Source organism: Limnohabitans sp. B9-3 (assembly GCF_002778325.1).
GTDB classification, from domain to species: domain Bacteria; phylum Pseudomonadota; class Gammaproteobacteria; order Burkholderiales; family Burkholderiaceae_C; genus Limnohabitans; species Limnohabitans kasalickyi.
This window is the reverse complement of the sequence record NZ_NESI01000003.1, coordinates 204,545-223,194: the sequence shown is the minus strand read 5'-3', so window position 1 is coordinate 223,194 and position 18,650 is coordinate 204,545. Positions and strand designations below refer to the sequence as shown.

Annotated in this window: 19 protein-coding genes and 1 tRNA gene; 11 read left to right on the top strand and 9 right to left on the bottom strand. The window is 57.0% G+C overall.

The window, feature by feature from the left end; genetic code table 11:
- Window positions 1–43: 43 nt before the first annotated feature.
- From acnB to B9Z42_RS06435, 4 genes are read right to left on the bottom strand one after another with little or no spacing between them, the layout of a single operon-like run.
- Window positions 44–2,635, bottom strand: coding sequence for a bifunctional aconitate hydratase 2/2-methylisocitrate dehydratase (gene acnB / locus B9Z42_RS06450; RefSeq protein WP_100132524.1), 2,592 nt, complete (start codon window positions 2,633–2,635; stop codon window positions 44–46).
- A 41-nt stretch (window positions 2,636–2,676) separates the two neighbouring features.
- Window positions 2,677–3,351 carry a hypothetical protein gene (locus B9Z42_RS06445; protein WP_100132523.1) on the bottom strand — a complete coding sequence of 225 codons (675 nt, stop codon included), beginning with the start codon at window positions 3,349–3,351 and terminating at the stop codon, window positions 2,677–2,679.
- A 13-nt stretch (window positions 3,352–3,364) separates the two neighbouring features.
- Window positions 3,365–4,345 (bottom strand): CoA ester lyase, encoded by a 981-nt coding sequence (locus tag B9Z42_RS06440; protein WP_100132522.1) that lies wholly within the window; start codon window positions 4,343–4,345, stop codon window positions 3,365–3,367.
- 19 nt (window positions 4,346–4,364) lie between these two features.
- Window positions 4,365–5,351 (bottom strand): malate dehydrogenase, encoded by a 987-nt coding sequence (locus tag B9Z42_RS06435; RefSeq protein WP_100132521.1) that lies wholly within the window; start codon window positions 5,349–5,351, stop codon window positions 4,365–4,367.
- Window positions 5,352–5,550: 199 nt separating this feature from the next.
- Between B9Z42_RS06435 and B9Z42_RS06430 the strand changes: the two genes are divergently transcribed.
- The 8 genes from B9Z42_RS06430 to B9Z42_RS06395 all read left to right on the top strand — a co-directional run bounded on the left by B9Z42_RS06430 (window position 5,551) and on the right by B9Z42_RS06395 (window position 11,973).
- Window positions 5,551–6,309, top strand: a complete 759-nt coding sequence (locus B9Z42_RS06430) for a GntR family transcriptional regulator (RefSeq protein ID WP_100132774.1) — start codon at window positions 5,551–5,553, stop codon at window positions 6,307–6,309.
- A gap of 96 nt (window positions 6,310–6,405) precedes the next feature.
- The gene (sdhC, locus tag B9Z42_RS06425; protein ID WP_100132520.1) at window positions 6,406–6,837 is read left to right on the top strand and encodes a succinate dehydrogenase, cytochrome b556 subunit; all 432 of its coding nucleotides are present in this window, start codon (window positions 6,406–6,408) and stop codon (window positions 6,835–6,837) included.
- Window positions 6,838–6,854: 17 nt separating this feature from the next.
- Window positions 6,855–7,220 carry a succinate dehydrogenase, hydrophobic membrane anchor protein gene (gene sdhD, locus B9Z42_RS06420; protein WP_100132519.1) on the top strand — a complete coding sequence of 122 codons (366 nt, stop codon included), beginning with the start codon at window positions 6,855–6,857 and terminating at the stop codon, window positions 7,218–7,220.
- Between the two features lie 3 nt (window positions 7,221–7,223).
- Window positions 7,224–9,020, top strand: a complete 1,797-nt coding sequence (sdhA, locus tag B9Z42_RS06415; RefSeq protein WP_100132518.1) for a succinate dehydrogenase flavoprotein subunit — start codon at window positions 7,224–7,226, stop codon at window positions 9,018–9,020.
- Window positions 9,021–9,033: 13 nt separating this feature from the next.
- Entirely contained in the window at window positions 9,034–9,738 is a 705-nt protein-coding gene (locus tag B9Z42_RS06410) for a succinate dehydrogenase iron-sulfur subunit (RefSeq protein WP_100132517.1), read from the top strand.
- Window positions 9,739–9,859: 121 nt separating this feature from the next.
- The gene (locus B9Z42_RS06405; protein ID WP_233203566.1) at window positions 9,860–10,093 is read left to right on the top strand and encodes a succinate dehydrogenase assembly factor 2; all 234 of its coding nucleotides are present in this window, start codon (window positions 9,860–9,862) and stop codon (window positions 10,091–10,093) included.
- A 49-nt stretch (window positions 10,094–10,142) separates the two neighbouring features.
- A complete protein-coding gene (locus B9Z42_RS06400) occupies window positions 10,143–11,456 on the top strand; it encodes a citrate synthase (RefSeq protein ID WP_100132515.1) in 1,314 nt (437 codons plus the stop codon).
- Between the two features lie 13 nt (window positions 11,457–11,469).
- Window positions 11,470–11,973, top strand: coding sequence for a hypothetical protein (locus B9Z42_RS06395; protein WP_233203552.1), 504 nt, complete (start codon window positions 11,470–11,472; stop codon window positions 11,971–11,973).
- 3 nt (window positions 11,974–11,976) lie between these two features.
- Here B9Z42_RS06395 and B9Z42_RS06390 read toward each other — a convergent pair whose 3' ends face one another.
- Both B9Z42_RS06390 and B9Z42_RS06385 read right to left on the bottom strand, forming a co-directional pair.
- The gene (locus B9Z42_RS06390) at window positions 11,977–12,297 is read right to left on the bottom strand and encodes a DUF5710 domain-containing protein (protein WP_100132514.1); all 321 of its coding nucleotides are present in this window, start codon (window positions 12,295–12,297) and stop codon (window positions 11,977–11,979) included.
- 13 nt (window positions 12,298–12,310) lie between these two features.
- Window positions 12,311–13,207: a recombination-associated protein RdgC gene (locus B9Z42_RS06385; protein ID WP_100132513.1), complete on the bottom strand. Its 897-nt coding sequence runs from the start codon at window positions 13,205–13,207 to the stop codon at window positions 12,311–12,313.
- Between the two features lie 218 nt (window positions 13,208–13,425).
- Here B9Z42_RS06385 and B9Z42_RS06380 point away from each other — a divergent pair, with 218 nt between their 5' ends.
- The 3 genes from B9Z42_RS06380 to B9Z42_RS06370 are packed head-to-tail and all read left to right on the top strand — an operon-like array spanning window position 13,426 to window position 16,511.
- Window positions 13,426–14,514: a TRAP transporter substrate-binding protein gene (locus B9Z42_RS06380; RefSeq protein ID WP_100132512.1), complete on the top strand. Its 1,089-nt coding sequence runs from the start codon at window positions 13,426–13,428 to the stop codon at window positions 14,512–14,514.
- A gap of 15 nt (window positions 14,515–14,529) precedes the next feature.
- Window positions 14,530–15,369, top strand: coding sequence for a Rossmann-like and DUF2520 domain-containing protein (locus B9Z42_RS06375; RefSeq protein WP_100132511.1), 840 nt, complete (start codon window positions 14,530–14,532; stop codon window positions 15,367–15,369).
- On the top strand, window positions 15,366–16,511 hold the full coding sequence (locus tag B9Z42_RS06370) for an alpha-hydroxy acid oxidase (RefSeq protein ID WP_100132510.1): 1,146 nt from the start codon (window positions 15,366–15,368) through the stop codon (window positions 16,509–16,511). Before B9Z42_RS06375 ends, B9Z42_RS06370 begins: the two co-directional genes overlap by 4 nt.
- 151 nt (window positions 16,512–16,662) lie before the next feature.
- On the opposite strand, the gene B9Z42_RS06365 is transcribed toward B9Z42_RS06370, so the two are convergent.
- From B9Z42_RS06365 to rdgB, 3 genes are all read right to left on the bottom strand, one after another.
- A tRNA-Ser gene (locus B9Z42_RS06365) sits at window positions 16,663–16,752 on the bottom strand.
- Window positions 16,753–16,797: 45 nt separating this feature from the next.
- On the bottom strand, window positions 16,798–18,012 hold the full coding sequence (gene hemW, locus B9Z42_RS06360; RefSeq protein ID WP_100132509.1) for a radical SAM family heme chaperone HemW: 1,215 nt from the start codon (window positions 18,010–18,012) through the stop codon (window positions 16,798–16,800).
- 10 nt (window positions 18,013–18,022) lie between these two features.
- Window positions 18,023–18,628, bottom strand: a complete 606-nt coding sequence (gene rdgB / locus B9Z42_RS06355; RefSeq protein ID WP_255407984.1) for an RdgB/HAM1 family non-canonical purine NTP pyrophosphatase — start codon at window positions 18,626–18,628, stop codon at window positions 18,023–18,025.
- Between the last annotated feature and the right edge of the window lie 22 nt (window positions 18,629–18,650).

The following is an 18,650-nucleotide window of genomic DNA, read 5'->3' as shown; positions in this document are numbered from 1 at the left end:
TTTATCAACCAACACCGAAGCGCTGGGTGAAGACGCGGGCTGCTTAAGCAGTCACGCCCTTGGCAGTTTCAACATACTCGTCGATCTGGTTGAAGTTCAAGTACTTGTAGATGGCTGCGCCGTCGCTGTTGACCACGCCCATTGCAGCGTGGTATTCAGCCACGGTTGGGAACTTGCCCATCTTCGAGGTGATGGCGGCCAACTCGGCAGATGCCAAGTACACGTTGGTGTTCTTACCCAAACGGTTGGGGAAGTTACGTGTGGAGGTAGACACCACCGTCGCGCCTTCACGCACTTGCGCTTGGTTACCCATGCACAACGAACAGCCTGGCATTTCGGTGCGCGCACCGGCTGTGCCGAACGCCGCGTAGTGACCTTCTTTGATCAGCTCGCTCTCGTCCATCTTCGTTGGCGGTGCCACCCACAACTTGACAGGGATGTCGCGCTGGCCGCCGAGCAACTTGGCAGCTGCGCGGAAGTGGCCGATGTTGGTCATGCAAGAGCCGATGAAGGCTTCGTCAATGTGGGTGCCAGACACTTCAGATAAGAACTTGGCGTCATCTGGGTCGTTCGGGCAGCACACGATCGGCTCTTTGATGTCTGCCAAATCGATCTCGATGACGTGTGCGTACTCAGCATCTTTGTCGGCTTCCAACAGACTAGGTGCAGCCAACCATTGCTCCACCTTTTCGATGCGGCGAGCCAAGGTGCGTGCGTCGGCGTAGCCGTCGGCAATCATGTTCTTCATCAACACCACGTTGGACTTGAGGTATTCCTCGACAGGCTCTTTGTTGAGCTTGATCGAGCAACCAGCAGCAGAACGCTCAGCAGACGCGTCAGACAATTCAAACGCTTGCTCGACCTTGAGGTTGGGCAAGCCTTCGATTTCCAAGATGCGACCAGAGAATTCGTTGATCTTGCCGGCCTTGGCCACAGTCAACAAACCTTGCTTGATCGCGTACAAAGGAATGGCGTGCACCAAGTCGCGCAGTGTCACGCCAGGTTGCATTTCGCCTTTGAAGCGCACTAGGATGGACTCGGGCATGTCCAAAGGCATCACGCCTGTGGCGGCACCGAAGGCCACCAAGCCAGAACCAGCTGGGAAGCTGATACCGATAGGGAAGCGAGTGTGTGAATCGCCACCAGTACCGACGGTGTCAGGCAACAACAAACGGTTCAACCAAGAGTGAATCACACCGTCGCCTGGACGCAAAGCCACGCCGCCACGGTTGCTGATGAACGCTGGCAATTCGCGGTGCGTTTTGACGTCTACCGACTTGGGGTAAGCCGCTGTGTGGCAGAACGATTGCATGACCATGTCAGCAGAGAAGCCGAGGCAAGCCAAGTCTTTCAACTCGTCGCGGGTCATCGGGCCTGTGGTGTCTTGTGAACCCACGGTGGTCATCTTGGGTTCGCAGTAAGTACCGGGGCGAACGCCTTGGCCTTCTGGCAAACCAACGGCACGACCGACCATCTTTTGCGCCAGCGTGAAGCCAGCGTTGGTGGTGATGGGTGCAGTAGGCAAACGGAACACGGTGGAAGCTGGCAGACCCAAGAACTCACGGGCCTTGGCGGTCAAGCTGCGACCGATGATCAAGTTGATACGGCCACCGGCACGCACTTCGTCAAACAGCACATCGCTCTTAAGCTGGAACGTGGTGATGGTTTCACCGTTCTTCACGATCTTGCCGTCGTAGGGCAACACGTCAACCACGTCACCCATGTTGAGTGCAGTCACGTCCACTTCGATCGGCAAAGCGCCTGAGTCTTCTTGGGTGTTGAAGAAGATGGGGGCAATCTTGCCGCCCAAAGTCACACCACCAAAACGCTTGTTTGGCACGAAAGGAATGTCTTCACCAAAGCCCCAAATGATGCTGTTGGTGGCTGACTTGCGTGAAGAACCAGTGCCCACCACGTCGCCAACATAAGAGACCAAATTGCCTTTTTTCTTCAGCTCTTCGATCATGGCCATGGGGCCGCGCTTGCCGTCTTCTTCTGGCTTGAACGCTGCGCCTTCGCGGGTGTTTTTCAACATCGCCAAATAGTGCAAGGGGATGTCAGGACGGCTCCATGCGTCAGGCGCTGGAGACAGATCGTCAGTGTTGGTCTCACCTGGCACCTTGAAGACAGTGATGGTGATTTTTTTCTCGACTTCAGGACGTGTGGTGAACCACTCGGCATCGGCCCAACTGTTCATCACTTCTTTGGCTTTGGCGTTACCGGCCTTGGCTTTTTCAGCGACGTCGTTGAAGAAGTCAAACATCAACAAGGTTTTCTTCAAAGCTTCAGCGGCCACAGCAGCCACTTCAGCGTCGTCGAGCAATTCGATCAACGGGTGTACGTTGTAGCCACCCACCATGGTGCCCAACAGCTCAGTGGCTTTGGACTTAGAGATCAAGCCCACTTTGATTTCGCCGTGAGCCACAGCAGCCAAGAAAGAGGCTTTGACTTTAGCCGCATCGTCCACACCGGGTGGCACGCGGTGGGTCAACAAGTCCATCAAGAACGCTTCTTCGCCAGCGGCGGGGGCTTTGATCAACTCGATCAATTCAGCCGTTTGCTTGGCATCCAGCGGCAGTGGGGGAATGCCCAGCGCTGCGCGCTCGGCTACGTGGTCACGGTAGGCTTTCAACATGGTTTTCTCCGGTCTAACAAATCAAAAAGGAAATGGGTGGCTTATTTTTTGGCGAAGCTGGGGCCATCCAGCAAAGTCGATGGCGGACCCGACTTCATGCGACTGGCTTCATCGAATTGGTGGGCGCTTTGACACTCATCGGCCATGCGTTGGCCGATTTTGCTGTTCATCAACATCGATTTATGGGGCAGCTGCAGCCACATGGCGCCCGCTTGCTTGTCTTCAAGGCGTACCGCGCCCGTGGAGGTCGCGACAGGCGTCATGTGATAACGATGTTGCCGCATTTGCACCCAGTAGGTTCCGAGTCGGCTGGGATCTGGCGTGACCGATACAGCATTGCCCAACTCACACACCATGCGACCCACGTGCACATCGCCCGTCACCGCGGCTTGCGCTTCGGGCATCGTTGCGGGTGCAGCGGCATCCAGCGCAGGGTTCGGTAGCGGTGCTGCTGCTGGAGAAAGTGTGGCAGTTGCGGCCGTCGTGGCCACAGCGGCTGTGGGAACAAAGGCGGCACGCCTTTGGGCAATTTCTTTTTCGGTCGCTAATTTGGCAAGCTCAGCAGGCGTCAATTTGGGGCTTGCTTTCAAGCTGGGTTTGGCCAATTTTTGAGCATTGATATGGGTTGCTTTGCTTTTACCCAAGGTCTCGTCAACCTCAGCCCAAGCCAAGCCAGAACACAAACAAGCCAACACACCTAATACCAAATAACGCATGAACACCTCCGGATTAGTCTTGGAAAAATCGTTGGATTTCTGCGGGCAAATGACGTCCTGTGCGATGCGCACGTTCCAACACTTGCCAAAAGAAACGGTAACTGGCTCGGTCATGCAACTGACCGCGGTGGCTGATCGGCGCCCAATCGGCGGCCTGCGCAGCCAGCACGATCTCGCTGGCCACTTCAATGTCCGCTGCTTTGGGAGACATGGCCTCCAAAATGGGGCGAATTTGCGCGGGGTGAATGCTCCACATGCGGGTGTAACCCAGCTCATGGGCCGCGCGCTCGGCGGCGGCACGCATAGCCTGCGTGTCGTTGAATTCGGTCACCACACAATGCGAAGGCACTTTGCCGTGGGCATGACAGGCGCTGGCAATTTCCAGCTTGGCACGCACCACCAAAGGGTGGGTGAACTGACCTGCGGAAGACATGCCGCCAGCAGGAATGGCACCGCCATGGGCCGACACAAAGTCCATCAATCCAAAACTGAGCGATTGCACGCGCGCGTGCGCAGCAATGTCAAAGGCACGGTGAACGGCTGCTGGCGATTCAATCAGCACATGCAGCGGTAAATCTGTTGCGCCTGCTTGGTTCAAGGCTTGTTCGGCGCGCACCACGTCAGCGACCGACTCCACCTTGGGCACCATGATGTGCGTCAAGCGGTTCGCAGCTTTGCCTGCAATAGTGGCAATGTCTGCCTCAAAACTGGGGTGATCCACAGGGTGCACGCGCACAGCCACACGGGCTTGGGGCGCGGCAGCCAGTGCCAATTCCGTGACCAACGCGGCATGCTCTGCCTCGCCGCCCACAGGGGCACCGTCTTCACAATCCAGCGTGACGTCGAAAACGCAGGTTCCAAACTCTTGCGTCATCTCGGCTTGCAATTGCAAGCTTTTGCGCATCCGCACCTCGACACCGCTGTAATGGTCACAGACGGGAAGCAAAGCTCCCGAGGACTGTGCGCCCAGCAGTACGTCGCGCGGATGGCTCATCACGTTGTCTTTGTGGGGCTTAGACCAAGTGGGCCACGCCAGCTTGTTCGTCGGTCAACTCTTTCAACGTCTTGTCGATGCAAGCTTGGCTGAACTCGTCGATGGCCAAGCCTTCAACCACTTTGTATTCGCCATTTTCGCAAGTGACGGGGAAACCGAACATGACGTCTTTAGGAATGCCATACCAGCCTTGTGATGGGATACCCATCGTCACCCACTTGCCGTTGGTGCCCAAGGCCCAGTCGCGCATGTGGTCGATGGCAGCGTTGGCAGCCGAAGCAGCCGAGGACAGGCCACGCGCTTCAATGATGGCCGCGCCGCGCTTGCCCACGGTTGGCAAGAACACGTTGGCGTTCCACTCTTGGTCGTTGATCATGTCTTTGACAGACTCGCCGTTGATGGTGGCGAAGCGGTAATCGGCGTACATGGTGGGCGAATGGTTGCCCCACACAGTCAATTTCTCGATGTCGGCCACGGCCTTGCCTGTTTTCGCCGCGATTTGCGACGCAGCGCGGTTGTGGTCCAAACGCAACATAGCGGTGAAGTTGCCTGGCTTCAAGTCAGGTGCCGACTTCATGGCGATGTAGGCGTTGGTGTTGGCGGGGTTGCCCACAACCAAAACTTTCACGTCACGTGAAGCCACAGCGTTCAAAGCCTTGCCTTGTGCGGTGAAGATGGCGCCGTTGATGGCGAGCAACTCAGCGCGCTCCATGCCAGGGCCGCGTGGACGTGAGCCGACCAACAACGCGTAGTCGACGTCTTTGAAAGCCGTCATCGGATCGCCGTGGGCTTCCATGCCGACCAACAAGGGGAATGCGCAATCTTCCAATTCCATCATCACGCCGCGCAGGGCTTTTTGTGGACCTTCAACGGGCACTTCCAGCAATTGCAAGATGACGGGTTGGTCTTTGCCCAACATTTCGCCAGAGGCGATGCGGAACAACAGGGCGTAACCAATTTGACCAGCTGCTCCAGTGACGGCAACGCGAACAGGCTTCTTGCTCATGAGAAAAACTCCAAGTAGTGATTGAAAAAAGAATGTCGATCAATTTTACCCTCGAAAACCCTCAAAGGCATCTGTCTTATGTCTTATAGAAGATATGATCTGAGGTTGACAAAGACCTGACACATTTCTTCTTTTTGACCCGACCTTGATGGCAACGCTGCAACCGTCCCCCTTGATCAATGCCACTTCGACGTCCCTAATGGGTGCCGACGCATCTGGCTTGGTCAATTTGACGCCGGCCTTCAGCCCGCTGTACCAGCAGATCAAGGGCCTCATTCTTCAAAGTTTGCAGTCGGGCGAATGGAAGCCAGGGGAAGCCATCCCCAGCGAGATGGATTTAGCCGCCCGCTATCGCGTCAGCCAAGGCACGGTTCGCAAAGCCATAGACGAACTGTCTGCCGAAAACTTGGTGGTTCGCCGCCAAGGTAAAGGCACCTTTGTCGCCACGCACGCAGAGCAACAGGTTCAGTACCGCTTTTTAAAGCTGCAACCCGACAGCGGCAACGTGCAAAGCGAAGGGCCTGCAGAACGCACCATCATTGACTGCAAACGCCTGCGCGCCAGTGCAGAGGTGGCACGTGCCTTGAGCTTGCGCAGCGGGGACCCCGTGCTGCAAGTGCGCCGTGTGCTCGCGTTTTCTGGCGTGCCCACAATTTTGGAAGACCTTTGGCTGCCCGGCTCACCCTTCAAAGGTCTGACTGCCGAACGCCTCAGCGGCTACCATGGTCCGATGTACGCCTTGTTTGAAACCGAATTTGGCGTGCGCATGGTGCGTGCTGATGAAACCATTCGCGCAGTCAATCCTGACGCAGAGCAAGCCCGTCTGCTTCTCGTGTCCATCACCTCGCCCTTGTTGAGCGTAGAGCGCGTGGCCTACACCTACAACGACACCCCCATGGAGCTAAGACGCGGTCTCTACCGCACTGACACCCATCACTACCGAAACGCTTTGAGCTAACGCATGAAACCCTCACGTCAGCTTTTGACATTCAAATGGAAATAAAATGAAACGTTGTTTTTGCACTCTGATAAACCCGAAGAAAGACCCTCAAACATGACCGAGCTTGCCAAAAAGCGGCCTGAATTCCGCAACATCAATGCGTTCACTGATCTGCCTACTTACCGCCTCCCTGTAGCGGGAATTGTCTCGATCTTGCACCGCATCAGCGGCCTGATCATGTTCCTGTTGTTGCCCTTCATCGTTTGGATGTTTGACAGCTCTGTCTCATCCGAAATCTCATTCGCCAAATTCAATGCCGCCTTCAACGTGGGCTTGGGCTTTGTGCCCGGCTTCTTGGTGAAGCTGGTGGCTTTGGCCATCATTTGGGCTTACTTGCACCACTTGATCGCTGGCGTGCGCCACTTGTACATGGACGCTTGCCACGCTGTGAGCAAAGAGTTCGGCAAATCTTCTGCCATCGTCACTTTGGTGTTGAGCTTGGGCCTGACCGCTGCTCTGGGCGCCAAACTGTTCGGCCTTTACTGATTTCTAGGAGCTAAAAGATGTCCGTCAATTACGGTTCAAAGCGCGTCGTCGTGGGCGCGCATTACGGTCTACGCGATTGGTTGGCCCAACGCATCACCGCTGCGCTGATTGTGTTGTTTACTGCGGTGGTGCTGGCCCAAGTGCTGCTCACCAGCGGCAACATTGGTTACGACAAGTGGGCTGGTATTTTCAGCACCCAATGGATGAAGGCATTGACCTTCGCCGTGTTCATTGCGTTGACCCTGCATGTGTGGGTCGGCGTTCGCGATATTTGGATGGACTACGTCAAGCCTGTGGCTGTGCGTTTGTTCCTGCAAGTTTTCACTATGGTTTGGCTGGTGTCGTGTCTCGGCTGGGCCATTCAGGTTCTCTGGAGGCTTTAAGTCATGACCGTTAAAAGTTCTATCCCACGTCGTAAATTTGATGTGGTTATCGTTGGGGCCGGTGGCTCCGGCATGCGCGCTTCGTTGCAACTCGCCCGTGCGGGTCTCAACGTGGCTGTTCTCTCTAAAGTGTTCCCTACGCGTTCGCACACGGTGGCAGCGCAAGGCGGCATTGGTGCCTCTTTGGGCAACATGAACGAAGACAACTGGCACTACCACTTTTACGACACCGTCAAAGGCTCCGACTGGCTCGGCGACCAAGACGCGATCGAATACATGTGCCGTGAAGCCCCCAAAGTCGTGTACGACTTGGAGCACATGGGCATGCCTTTCGACCGCAACCCAGACGGCACCATTTACCAGCGCCCCTTCGGCGGCCACACCGCCAACTACGGTGAAAAAGCGGTCGAACGTGCTTGCGCTGCCGCGGACCGCACCGGTCACGCCATGTTGCACACCCTGTACCAACAAAACGTCGCGGCCAAAACAACGTTCTTCGTGGAATGGATGGCGCTCGACTTGATCCGCGACGACGCGGGTGATGTGGTCGGCGTGACCGCGTTAGAGATGGAAACGGGCGAGTTGTACATCTTGGAAGCCAAGACCACGATGTTGGCTACCGGTGGTGCAGGCCGCATCTTTGCTGCTTCGACCAACGCGTTCATCAACACCGGCGACGGTTTGGGCATGGCCGCACGCGCGGGCATCCCACTTGAAGACATGGAATTCTGGCAATTCCACCCCACTGGCGTGGCCGGTGCTGGCGTGTTGTTGACCGAAGGCTGCCGTGGCGAAGGCGCTATTTTGCGTAACTGCAATGGCGAGCGCTTCATGGAGCGTTATGCCCCCGCCTACAAAGACCTGGCCCCACGCGACTACGTGTCACGCTGTATGGACCAAGAGATCAAAGAAGGTCGCGGCTGCGGTCCTAACAAGGACTACATCAACCTCGACATGACCCACTTGGGTGCCGAGACCATCATGAAGCGTTTGCCTTCGGTGTTCGAAATTGGCCACAACTTTGCCAACGTCGACATCACCAAAGAGCCGATCCCCGTGATCCCCACCATCCATTACCAAATGGGCGGCATCCCGACCAACATCAACGGCCAAGTTGTGACGCAAAACGCCAACAACGAAAGCGTGGTGGTGAACGGTTTGTATGCGGTAGGCGAATGCTCATGCGTGTCGGTGCACGGCGCCAACCGCTTGGGCACGAACTCATTGCTCGACTTGTTGGTGTTTGGCCGCGCGGCGGGCAACCACGTCGTGGAGTTCAACCAAAAGCACACCGAGCACAAAGCTTTGCCTGCCAATGCCGCAGACATCAGCTTGGCGCGCTTGGCGCGTTTGGAAGCCAATCAAACCGGCGAATACGCCCAAGACGTGGCCAACGACATCCGTGACGCCATGCAAACTCATGCCAGCGTGTTCCGCACGCAGGCCATGATGGACGAAGGCGTCAAAAAAATCGCTTCCCTGCGCGAGCGCGTGAACAACATTGGCTTGAAAGACACCTCCAAAGTCTTCAACACCGCTCGCATCGAAGCCTTGGAAGTTGAAAACTTGATCGAAGCCGCTGAAGCCACCATCGTTTCAGCCGCCGCTCGTCGCGAAAGCCGTGGCGCACACACTGTGAACGATTACGGTGATACGCCTGAGCATCCCAACGGTCGCAACGACCAAGACTGGCACAAGCACACGATGTGGCACAAAGAGGGCAACAAGCTGACCTACAAGCCCGTCCAAATGAAGCCCTTGACCGTCGACAGCATCCCGCTGCAGACCCGTACTTTCTGATCAGGTAAACACCATGACAAAACGCACGTTCCAAATTTATCGCTACGACCCAGACACCGACGCCAAGCCCTACATGCAGACCATCGAGGTCGAATTGGATGGCAATGAGCGCATGCTCTTGGATGCTTTGATGAAACTCAAAGCCGTCGACCCCACCATTTCGTTCCGTCGCTCATGCCGTGAAGGCGTGTGCGGCTCAGACGCCATGAACATCAACGGAAAAAACGGTCTAGCTTGCTTGACCAACATGCGCACGCTCCCTGGCACGATTGTGTTGAAGCCGTTGCCTGGTCTGCCTGTGATCCGCGACTTGATCGTCGACATGACCCAGTTCTTCAAGCAATACCACTCCATCAAGCCGTACTTGGTCAACGACACACAAGCGCCTGAAAAAGAGCGCCTGCAGTCGCCTGAAGAGCGCGATGAGTTGAACGGTTTGTACGAGTGCATCTTGTGCGCCAGCTGCTCCACCAGCTGCCCTTCGTTCTGGTGGAACCCTGACAAGTTCGTGGGCCCAGCTGGTTTGTTGCAAGCCTATCGCTTCATTGCCGATAGCCGCGACCAAGACACTGCGGGCCGTTTGGACAACTTGGAAGATCCTTACCGTTTGTTCCGTTGCCACACCATCATGAACTGCGTCGACGTGTGCCCCAAGGGTTTGAACCCTACCAAGGCCATCGGCAAGATCAAAGAAATGATGGTTCGCCGCGCCGTTTAAGGCAAGGCAGCACCTGACACCGAGCACCACAATGGACGCCATCGCACCATTCCGTGACACGTCCGTGGGTGACGAACTACTCAACGGCCTCGACGGCCATCTGCCGTTGGGTGAACGTGCCATGAGCAAACTGCATTGGCGCAGCCGACGCGGTTTGCTTGAAAACGATTTGTTCATCCAACGCTTCTTCGAGCGGCATGAGTCTCGCTTAACGGTGGGGCATGCACGCGGCATGTATGAACTGATGGACCTGTCGGACAACGACTTGCTCGACATTTTGTTGAAGCGCAAAGACTTGCCCGACACCCCTCTGTCCGAAGACGCTGTAACCGTACTTCAGATGTTGCGTCGCTGACCGATACCTGTAGCTAAATCAAGCTTTCAAAAGAAATTTAGGAAAACCCATGAAACTCTCAGAAAACAAAGCCACCCTGTCGTTCAGCAACGGCAGCCCCAGCGTCGAGATGCCCGTCTACAGTGGCAGCGTCGGTCCTGACGTCATTGACATCCGTAAGTTGTACGGCCAAACCGGCATGTTCACGTATGACCCAGGTTTCTTGTCGACCGCATCGTGCCAATCGGCCATCACTTACATCGACGGTGACAAAGGTGAGTTGCTTTACCGTGGCTACCCCATCGAACAACTCGCCACCAATTGCGACTTCCTTGAAACTTGCTACTTGTTGTTGAAGGGCGAACTGCCCAACGCCGCACAAAAAGCAGAGTTTGAGCACACCGTGACCAACCACACCATGGTCAACGAACAAATGCAATTCTTCTTGCGTGGCTTCCGCCGTGACGCACACCCCATGGCTGTGTTGACAGGCTTGGTGGGCGCTTTGTCGGCCTTCTACCACGACAGCACCGACATCACAAACCCTGAGCACCGCGAAATTGCGGCGATTCGCTTGATCGCCAAAATGCCAACCCTCGTGGCCATGGCTTACAAATACGGCGTGGGTCAGCCTTTCATGTACCCACAGAACAACCTGAGCTATGCAGGTAACTTCTTGCGCATGATGTTCGGTGTGCCCTGCGAAGAGTATGTGGTCAACCCCGTGCTCGAGCGCGCCATGGACCGCATCTTCACCTTGCACGCCGACCATGAGCAAAACGCTTCAACCTCTACGGTGCGCTTGTGCGGTTCATCCGGCACCAACCCTTTCGCTGCCATCGCTGCTGGCGTGGCCTGCTTGTGGGGCCCCGCACACGGTGGCGCCAACGAAGCTTGCTTGAACATGTTGGAAGACATCCAAAAAATGGGTGGTATTTCCAAAGTCGGCGAATTCATGGAGAAAGTCAAAGACAAGAACTCTGGCGTCAAGCTCATGGGCTTTGGTCACCGCGTTTACAAAAACTACGACCCACGCGCCAAGATGATGCAAGAGACATGCGATGAAGTCTTGAAAGAACTTGGCCTCGAGAACGACCCCTTGTTCAAGTTGGCCAAGGCTTTGGAAAAAATCGCGTTGGAAGACGAGTACTTCGTCAGCCGCAAGCTCTACCCCAACGTCGACTTCTACTCTGGCATCGTGCAACGCGCCATCGGCATTCCTGTGAACTTGTTCACTGGCATCTTCGCCTTGGCACGTACCGTGGGCTGGATCGCTCAGTTGAACGAAATGATCAGCGACCCCGAGTACAAAATCGGCCGCCCACGTCAGTTGTTCACCGGTGCAGATCACCGCAACGTCGAGCCATTGGCCTCACGCAAGTAATGGCAAAAGACACATGCCGCGACGCGTTCGCGACATGTTGATGGCACCCAAAGCCCCGCTGTTCGGCCCGAACGTCGGGGCTTTGGCATTTCTGAGCCGCCAAGCGCCTTGCGCGGTGGTAGGCTCACGCGCTATGAGTTCTGTACCGTTTCTAAACACCCCCGAAGCCCTGCGCCAACTGGCCAACCAACCCCACACACCCTGCCAATGCAGCCTGCAACACTGCGCGGGCTGGGAGAGTGTCAGCGAGGCCTCATGGCCTGCACAACAGATGCAACACGTGGCCACGCTGCGCGATCCCGATGTGTATGAACCGACATTTGAAGAGCAGCACTCAAACGGCACCCGCTACGACTCCGCCGATGCGCCTGTGGCTTTGAAGTTTTTTCCCTACAACCGCTGCGATGTGTATGCCTGCGGCAAATGTCAGCAACACGCGCTTCGCTACACCGAGTTTGGTGGCTACTACGTGGACCCACGCGCACGCCGCTTGGCCGCCGAACTGATCACCGATTAAGCCTTATGCCGTCTTAGCCAGCGAATGCTCGCAGTGTTCCCAAGGCAGCACATCACAGCCGCAATGTGGGATCTGAACGGCAGGTGAAGATGTCGCCACAGGCTTGGCCTTCTGTGTTGACGCGCTGCGTGGCTTCACTGCGGGCTGCGCTGTTGCTGCACCAGGCACGTCTTGGGCGGCAGCCAAATCGGGAATCCACCGCATGAAGGGCGATAGGTCTTCCGCGTTCACGATGTACCAAACTTTTTTCGTAGCATCCCAACGCGCGCCCAGCGCCTTGACAGCGTCTTTTTCGGCAAAAGGGGTGACTAAGTTAATTCTCATACCGTCCTGCCCCTTAACCCAACGCCACCTCACCACCTAAGGCGTCCAACAATTCGGGTAGCAACTTGCGCAACTCGCCCGTGGCAATGGCCACATCGGCATCAAAGCCTTCGTCTTTTTCGGTGGAGGTGGCTTCAAACACCACATCCAAAAAGGCCAGCTTTTTGAGTTGTAAGGCTTCGGTCAACACAAAGGACACGCGGCTGTCCCACGTCAACGCCAAGCGCGTGGGCAACTTGCCACCTTCCACATATTGCTTCACCTCTTCGGTGTCGAGTGGATGGCGTACGTACCGCACCACCGACTTCGATTCGTCGGCCGCCTTAAGTTCGCACTCGCGGTCCACCGTGAAGCCAGCAGGCGGCTCTTGGGTGATCAACCATTGCGACATCGCAGCCTGCGGCGACATGTCGGTGTTCAACAGGGTCACGCTCAAGCCCGCCAAAGACTTCACCAACATGGTGACCACTTCGTCGGCCTTGCCTTGACTGCCTGCATCCATCACCAGCAAATTAGTGGTGGGGTCAATCCACACCAACACGGACGATTCTTTGGTGAATGCCATCGGCATCAAAGACATCTTCACATCGTCCTTGATTTCCTTCATCTCTTTCTTACCGGGCTTGCGGCCTGTGGTGGCCTCGATCTGGGCGCTGCGCTCTTTGGCCTTGCGCGTCACCACCGAGCCTGGCACGCTCTTGGTTTCAACTTTCAACTTCAAAATGCGCTGACCGCTCACCGCCTCCACCAGCGGCCCATGTGCCTCCCCACGTGGCTCAATCCAGCCGATCGCCTTCTCTTGGCTCGCGCCACAAGGCACAAAACGCTCGGCGTCTAAGGCGAGCTCGATTTGCTCTAAGGTGGGGTTCCAGCCCTCACCAATTCGATACACCATCACATTTTTGAACACGGGTCGCCTTTGCTTTTCGGCAGCTGCCGAAATAAAAAAGCCAACCGCAAGAGTTGGCTTTGGGAATTGGTTTCATTTTAACCAGCCCGATAGATGCTTAGGTTTGATCTGACTCCAAAGTTCATTTGCGCTTTAGGTGACTCCCACGAAAAACCAATACCGCTAGTATTTCGTGGCGCATCTCAACATCGCAACCCTCATCCTAAGGAGACGACCTCATGCAACGCAGAAATTTTGTCACCCAAGCAGGTCTTGTCGGCGGCATTGCCTCAACGTTGGCCGCACCGGCCATCGCACAATCGAGCCGCCCTGAGATCCGTTGGCGCTTAGCGTCAAGCTACCCTAAGTCGTTAGACACGATTTACGGCGCTGTCGACAACATGTGTAAACGTGTGGCTGAGTTGACGGACAACCGCTTCAAAATCAGCATGCACGCCGCGGGAGAGTTGATGCCCGCGCTGCAAGTGTTTGATGCGGTCCAAGGCGGTTCGGTTGAAGCCGGCCACACCGCCAGCTACTTCTACATCGGCAAAGACCCCGCGTTTGGTTTTGCCACCGCGCTGCCCTTTGGCTTGAACGCACGGGGCCAGAACGCTTGGATGTATTTGGGCGGTGGCCAAGAGTTGATGAACGAGTTTTTCTCTAACTACGGCGTGCAACACCTGCCTGTCGGCAACACTGGCGCGCAAATGGCGGGCTGGTATCGCAAAGAAATCAAAACGGTAGAAGACCTTAAGGGCTTGAAGTTCCGCGTGGGTGGCTTGGCTGGCATGGTCTTGTCCAAGCTCGGCGTGATACCCCAGCAATTGGCGGCAGGCGACTTGTATCCGGCCTTGGAAAAAGGTGTGATTGACGCCGCCGAATTTGTGGGCCCAGCGGACGACGAGCATTTGGGGCTGCACAAAGTGGCCAAGTACTACTATTACCCCGGCTGGTGGGAAGGCGCAGCGACGCTGTCATTGTTCATCAACCCCAAAGCCATGGCAGCCTTGCCGCCCGATTACGCCGCAGCGTTGCGCGTGGCCGCCGCAGAGGCCAACCAGTGGTCTACGGCCAAGTACGACGTGACCAACCCACAAGCTTTGCGTCGCTTGGTGGCAGGAGGGGCGCAATTGCGTCGTTTCCCAACGCCCGTGTTGAACCTATGCAGCACAGCAGCCAACGAGCTATACGCCGAGTTGTCAGACAAGAGCCCTGCGTTCAAGAAGATTTACACCCCTTGGTCTAAGTTCCGCGACGAGCAAGTGATGTGGTCGCAATTCTGCGAAATGCCATTCGACAACTACATGGCTTCGCGCAAAGCCTAAGCACTGAAGGCAGACATGAAGCGCTTGAACGTGATTGGCTGTGGCCGCGTGGGACAAACCATCGCGCACCTTTTGTTTGAAAAGAAGCAACTCACGCTTCAAGACCTTCATTCCCGCAACCTGACCAACGCCGAGAAAGCCGCCAGCTTTCTCGGCGCTGGCAACCCCACCCCAAATGTGCCAAGCATGCGCACAGCCGAGGTGTGGATGCTCTCTGTGCCCGATTCACAAATTACCAACGTAGCCCAGCAATTGGCTGACACCTTGGCCCCCGATACACCGCAAGCCATCGCCTTTCATTGCAGTGGATTTTTGAGTGCCCAAGCCTTAGCCCCTTTGCATGCGAAAGGCTGGCATGTTGCCAGCGTGCACCCTGTGTTGAACTTTGCAGCGCCTGAAACCGGCATTCGACAATTTGCTGGCACGCCCTGCGCGCTGGAAGGCTCGGCCTTGGCTGTCGATTGGCTGCGCACGCATTTGTCAGCCATTGGCGGTCTTTGCTTTGACATCAACAGTGACCACAAAGCGCTGTACCACGCAGCGGCCGTGTTTTCGAGCAACTTCACCGGCGTGCTGCAAGGCATCGCACAAGACGCTTGGCGCAGCGCGGGCGTGTCCCCCGAGATGGTGCAAACCTTGAACCGAGCCCTGCTCACCAGCACCACCGACAACCTGCTCGCCTTAGGACCTGCACACGCCTTAACCGGCCCCGCTGCGCGCGGCGACACAGACGTGGTGAATGCGCAAGCAGCGGTGGTCGAGCAATGGAGCCCTGTCGCGGCGCAAGCCTACCGCGCCTTGAGCGAACTCGCCGTCGCGCTCAAACAAACCGGCACCACCTTGCCGCCACCATGACCCGACTAACACGTGCCCTCTCCATCGCCGATCTGCGTGAGTTAGCGCGCCGACGCCTGCCCGCCTCGGTGTTTGAATTCATCGACGGCGGTGCCGAAGACGAACGTACATTGGCAGACAACCGCCACGCGCTCAACCGCCACCGCATCGTGCAGCGTGTGCTGGTCGATGTGGCCAACCCCCAACTGGCCACCCCTATGTTTGGCCATACGTGGGCGGCCCCGTTTGTGGTGAGCCCCATGGGCTCTTGCGTGCTTGGGTGGCCCGAGGCAGACATTGCGATTGCGCGCGCGGCCGCGGCCCACGGCATTGCGTACACCTTGTCCACCATGTCGACCACCAGCATCGAGCGCATGGCGGATGCTGTGCAAGGGCGCTTGTGGTTTCAGCTCTATGTGCTCAAAGACCCAAGCGTCAATGACAAACTCGTCGCCCGTGCGCAAGCTGCAGGCTATGAAGCCTTGGTCGTCACGGTGGACTTGCCCGTGGGCGGTAAACGTGAACGCGACCTGCGCAACGGCATTTCTATTCCACTGCGCTTCAAAGGCAAGCACCTTTGGGAGGGCATCACCCACCCAGCCTGGGCGTTACAAATGCTGCGCGCCGGACTGCCTGAGTTTGAAAACGTGCGTGACCTTATGGGCGAAGAAGGCGCTGGTTTAACCATTGCTGCGCGCGTCGGCCAAAGCCTCAACGCGAGCTACCAATGGTCGGACTTGGCCCGCCTGCGCGATCAATGGCAGGGCAAGCTGCTGGTCAAAGGCGTGCAACACCCCGCTGATGCGGCCCGCATGGTCGACATGGGCATTGACGGCATTTGGGTGTCGAACCATGGCGGGCGTCAACTCGACGGCGCCATTGCCTCGGCGGACGCCTTGCCCGCCATTCACGCGGCCATCCAAGGACGTGCCACCTTGATCATGGACTCTGGTGTGCGACGTGGCATCGATGCCCTCACCGCCAAAGCCCTCGGTGCCGATGCTGTCGGCATTGGCCGCGCTGCCCTGCTGGGCGCCTGCGTGGGTGGGGAGAAAGGCGCTCATCGTGCCATTGAAATTTTGATCGATGAGCTACGTCGCGCCATGCAACTCAGTGGGGTGGCAGATTTTTCTATAGCGAAGGTTGAATTGATTCGCAGGTAGGCCATTGAACGGGCTTCAACCTGAGGCAACGTCAACAGACCAGATTGCGGCGTTTATTGAGGCGGGAGCGGCGGGTGCCACTTAGCGGGCACAACGTCGAGAAATACCAGCAGAAACAAAAATGCGCCTCTGGAGGCGCATTTTTTGAATTTGGCGGAAGCTGTGAGATTCGAACTCACGGAGGGCTCACACCCTCGCCGGTTTTCAAGACCGGTGCCTTAAACCGCTCGGCCAAGCTTCCATATTCAGGCGATATTGTAGTGTGCCTTTTCGTCAATTTACGGCTTCAGGCGTCCTGCAAAAACAAAGATTGCAAATCGCTCAAAAAATCAAAGCCACGCTCCGTGGGCACCACGCGCTGAAAGTCGCGTGTGATCAGGCCTTTGGCTTCGGCTTCAGCCAAGGCAGCCTGAATGGCGGTTACGGGCAAGCCCGTGCGGTCGGTGAAGTCGGCCAGCGAAAAGCCGTGGCGCAGGCGCAAAGCGTTGAGCATGAATTCAAACGGCAGCTCGGCACGCGCCACCTCGGTGCTTTGGGCCACAGCGCGGTCTGCACGGCTGGTATCTAGTGCGTGGTCCATAAACAGGCGCGGGTCGCGGTTGCGCACTTGACGCAGCACGCGGTGGGCAAAGCTGAGTTTGCTGTGTGCGCCAGCGCCAATGCCTAGGTAGTCACCAAACTGCCAGTAGTTGGTGTTGTGCCAGCAGCGGTGGTTGTCTTTGGCATAGGCCGACACTTCGTAGCGGTGCAGGCCTGCTAGGGCGGTGCGCTCGGTGATGCGGTCGAGCATGGCGTAGGCATCGTCGTCTTCCGGTATTTGCGGTGGGAACTTGGCAAACACGGTGTTGGGCTCGATGGTGAGGTGGTACACCGACAAGTGGGGGGGCTGCAAGGACAAAGCCATGTCCAAGTCTTCGTCCAACTGCGCCAGCGTTTGGCCGGGCAAGGCGTACATCAAGTCGAGGTTAAAGGTGTCAAAGGCTTCACGCGCCTCTTCGACCGCAGCAATGGCTTGGGCGCGGTTGTGTACGCGGCCTAGGGCTTGCAGATGTTGGTCGTTGAAGCTTTGCACGCCCACCGACAAGCGGGTGACGCCTGCGGCGCGAAAGGCGCGGAAGCTGTCTTTCTCGAACGTGCCGGGGTTGGCTTCTAGCGTGATTTCGCAATCAGCCTCTAAGCGCAAACGCGCACGCATGTCGCTGATGAGCCGCTCAATCGCGGCAGGCGAAAACAAGCTGGGTGTGCCACCCCCTATGAAGATGCTGTGCACACTGCGGCCCCAAATGAGGGGCAAGCTGTGTTCAAGGTCGGCGCACAGGGCATCAAGGTAGCGTTGCTCGGGCAGCTCGCCACCTACGCTGCTGTTGAGCTCGTGCGAGTTGAAGTCGCAATATGGGCACTTCTTCAGGCACCACGGCAAATGCACGTACAGCGAGAGCGGCGGCAAGCTGCTGAACGACAGCGTGCCGGGGCGCATGAGGTGTTGGATGTCTTGGGTCATCAAAGAAACTTTAAGCAAACCAACGTTCACGCATCAGCGCAAGCATTTGCTGCGCGGCTTGGCCACGGTGGCTGTTGGCGTTTTTCACCTCAATGGGCAACTCGGCAAAGGTTTTGCCAAAACGCGGGATGAACATGATGGGGTCAAAGCCAAAGCCATTCGTGCCGATGGGCTTGCGGGTGATGTCACCCACAGCGCGGCCAACGGCAATGAGCGGCTCGGGGTCGTCAGGGTGGCGCACAGCAACAAGGGTGCTGACCAAGGCGGCACGGCGGTTGTCGATGTTCGTCATTTGCTCCAGCAAGGCGCGCACGTTGTTGTCGTCGCTTTTCTCGTAGCCAAACTGGGTGGCGTAGAAGGCGGTTTGCACACCGGGCAGGCCACCAAAGGCGTCGACGCACAGGCCGGCATCGTCAGCCAAGGCGAGCAGGCCGCTTTCTCGCGCGGCATGGCGGGCTTTGGCCAAGGCGTTTTCTACAAAGGTGTGGAACGGCTCGTCGGCTTCACCAATTTGCAAATCGCCTTGGCGCACCAGCTCGACGCCCAAGGGCGCAAACATGGCTTGCAACTCGCCAAGCTTGCCTTGGTTGTTGGAGGCCAGAACGATTTTTTTCAACGCCAGTGTCATAGGTTTAAAG

What these genes read in the sequence shown, in the direction of transcription:
- acnB (WP_100132524.1), bottom strand. Translation starts at nt 2,635, where the DNA reads ATGTTGAAAGCCTACCGTGACCACGTAGCCGAGCGCGCAGCGCTGGGC.
- B9Z42_RS06445 (WP_100132523.1), bottom strand. Translation starts at nt 3,351, where the DNA reads ATGCGTTATTTGGTATTAGGTGTGTTGGCTTGTTTGTGTTCTGGCTTG.
- B9Z42_RS06440 (WP_100132522.1), bottom strand. Translation starts at nt 4,345, where the DNA reads ATGAGCCATCCGCGCGACGTACTGCTGGGCGCACAGTCCTCGGGAGCT.
- B9Z42_RS06435 (WP_100132521.1), bottom strand. Translation starts at nt 5,351, where the DNA reads ATGAGCAAGAAGCCTGTTCGCGTTGCCGTCACTGGAGCAGCTGGTCAA.
- B9Z42_RS06430 (WP_100132774.1), top strand. Translation starts at nt 5,551, where the DNA reads ATGGGTGCCGACGCATCTGGCTTGGTCAATTTGACGCCGGCCTTCAGC.
- sdhC (WP_100132520.1), top strand. Translation starts at nt 6,406, where the DNA reads ATGACCGAGCTTGCCAAAAAGCGGCCTGAATTCCGCAACATCAATGCG.
- sdhD (WP_100132519.1), top strand. Translation starts at nt 6,855, where the DNA reads ATGTCCGTCAATTACGGTTCAAAGCGCGTCGTCGTGGGCGCGCATTAC.
- sdhA (WP_100132518.1), top strand. Translation starts at nt 7,224, where the DNA reads ATGACCGTTAAAAGTTCTATCCCACGTCGTAAATTTGATGTGGTTATC.
- B9Z42_RS06410 (WP_100132517.1), top strand. Translation starts at nt 9,034, where the DNA reads ATGACAAAACGCACGTTCCAAATTTATCGCTACGACCCAGACACCGAC.
- B9Z42_RS06405 (WP_233203566.1), top strand. Translation starts at nt 9,860, where the DNA reads ATGAGCAAACTGCATTGGCGCAGCCGACGCGGTTTGCTTGAAAACGAT.
- B9Z42_RS06400 (WP_100132515.1), top strand. Translation starts at nt 10,143, where the DNA reads ATGAAACTCTCAGAAAACAAAGCCACCCTGTCGTTCAGCAACGGCAGC.
- B9Z42_RS06395 (WP_233203552.1), top strand. Translation starts at nt 11,470, where the DNA reads ATGCCGCGACGCGTTCGCGACATGTTGATGGCACCCAAAGCCCCGCTG.
- B9Z42_RS06390 (WP_100132514.1), bottom strand. Translation starts at nt 12,297, where the DNA reads ATGAGAATTAACTTAGTCACCCCTTTTGCCGAAAAAGACGCTGTCAAG.
- B9Z42_RS06380 (WP_100132512.1), top strand. Translation starts at nt 13,426, where the DNA reads ATGCAACGCAGAAATTTTGTCACCCAAGCAGGTCTTGTCGGCGGCATT.
- B9Z42_RS06375 (WP_100132511.1), top strand. Translation starts at nt 14,530, where the DNA reads ATGAAGCGCTTGAACGTGATTGGCTGTGGCCGCGTGGGACAAACCATC.
- B9Z42_RS06370 (WP_100132510.1), top strand. Translation starts at nt 15,366, where the DNA reads ATGACCCGACTAACACGTGCCCTCTCCATCGCCGATCTGCGTGAGTTA.
- hemW (WP_100132509.1), bottom strand. Translation starts at nt 18,012, where the DNA reads ATGACCCAAGACATCCAACACCTCATGCGCCCCGGCACGCTGTCGTTC.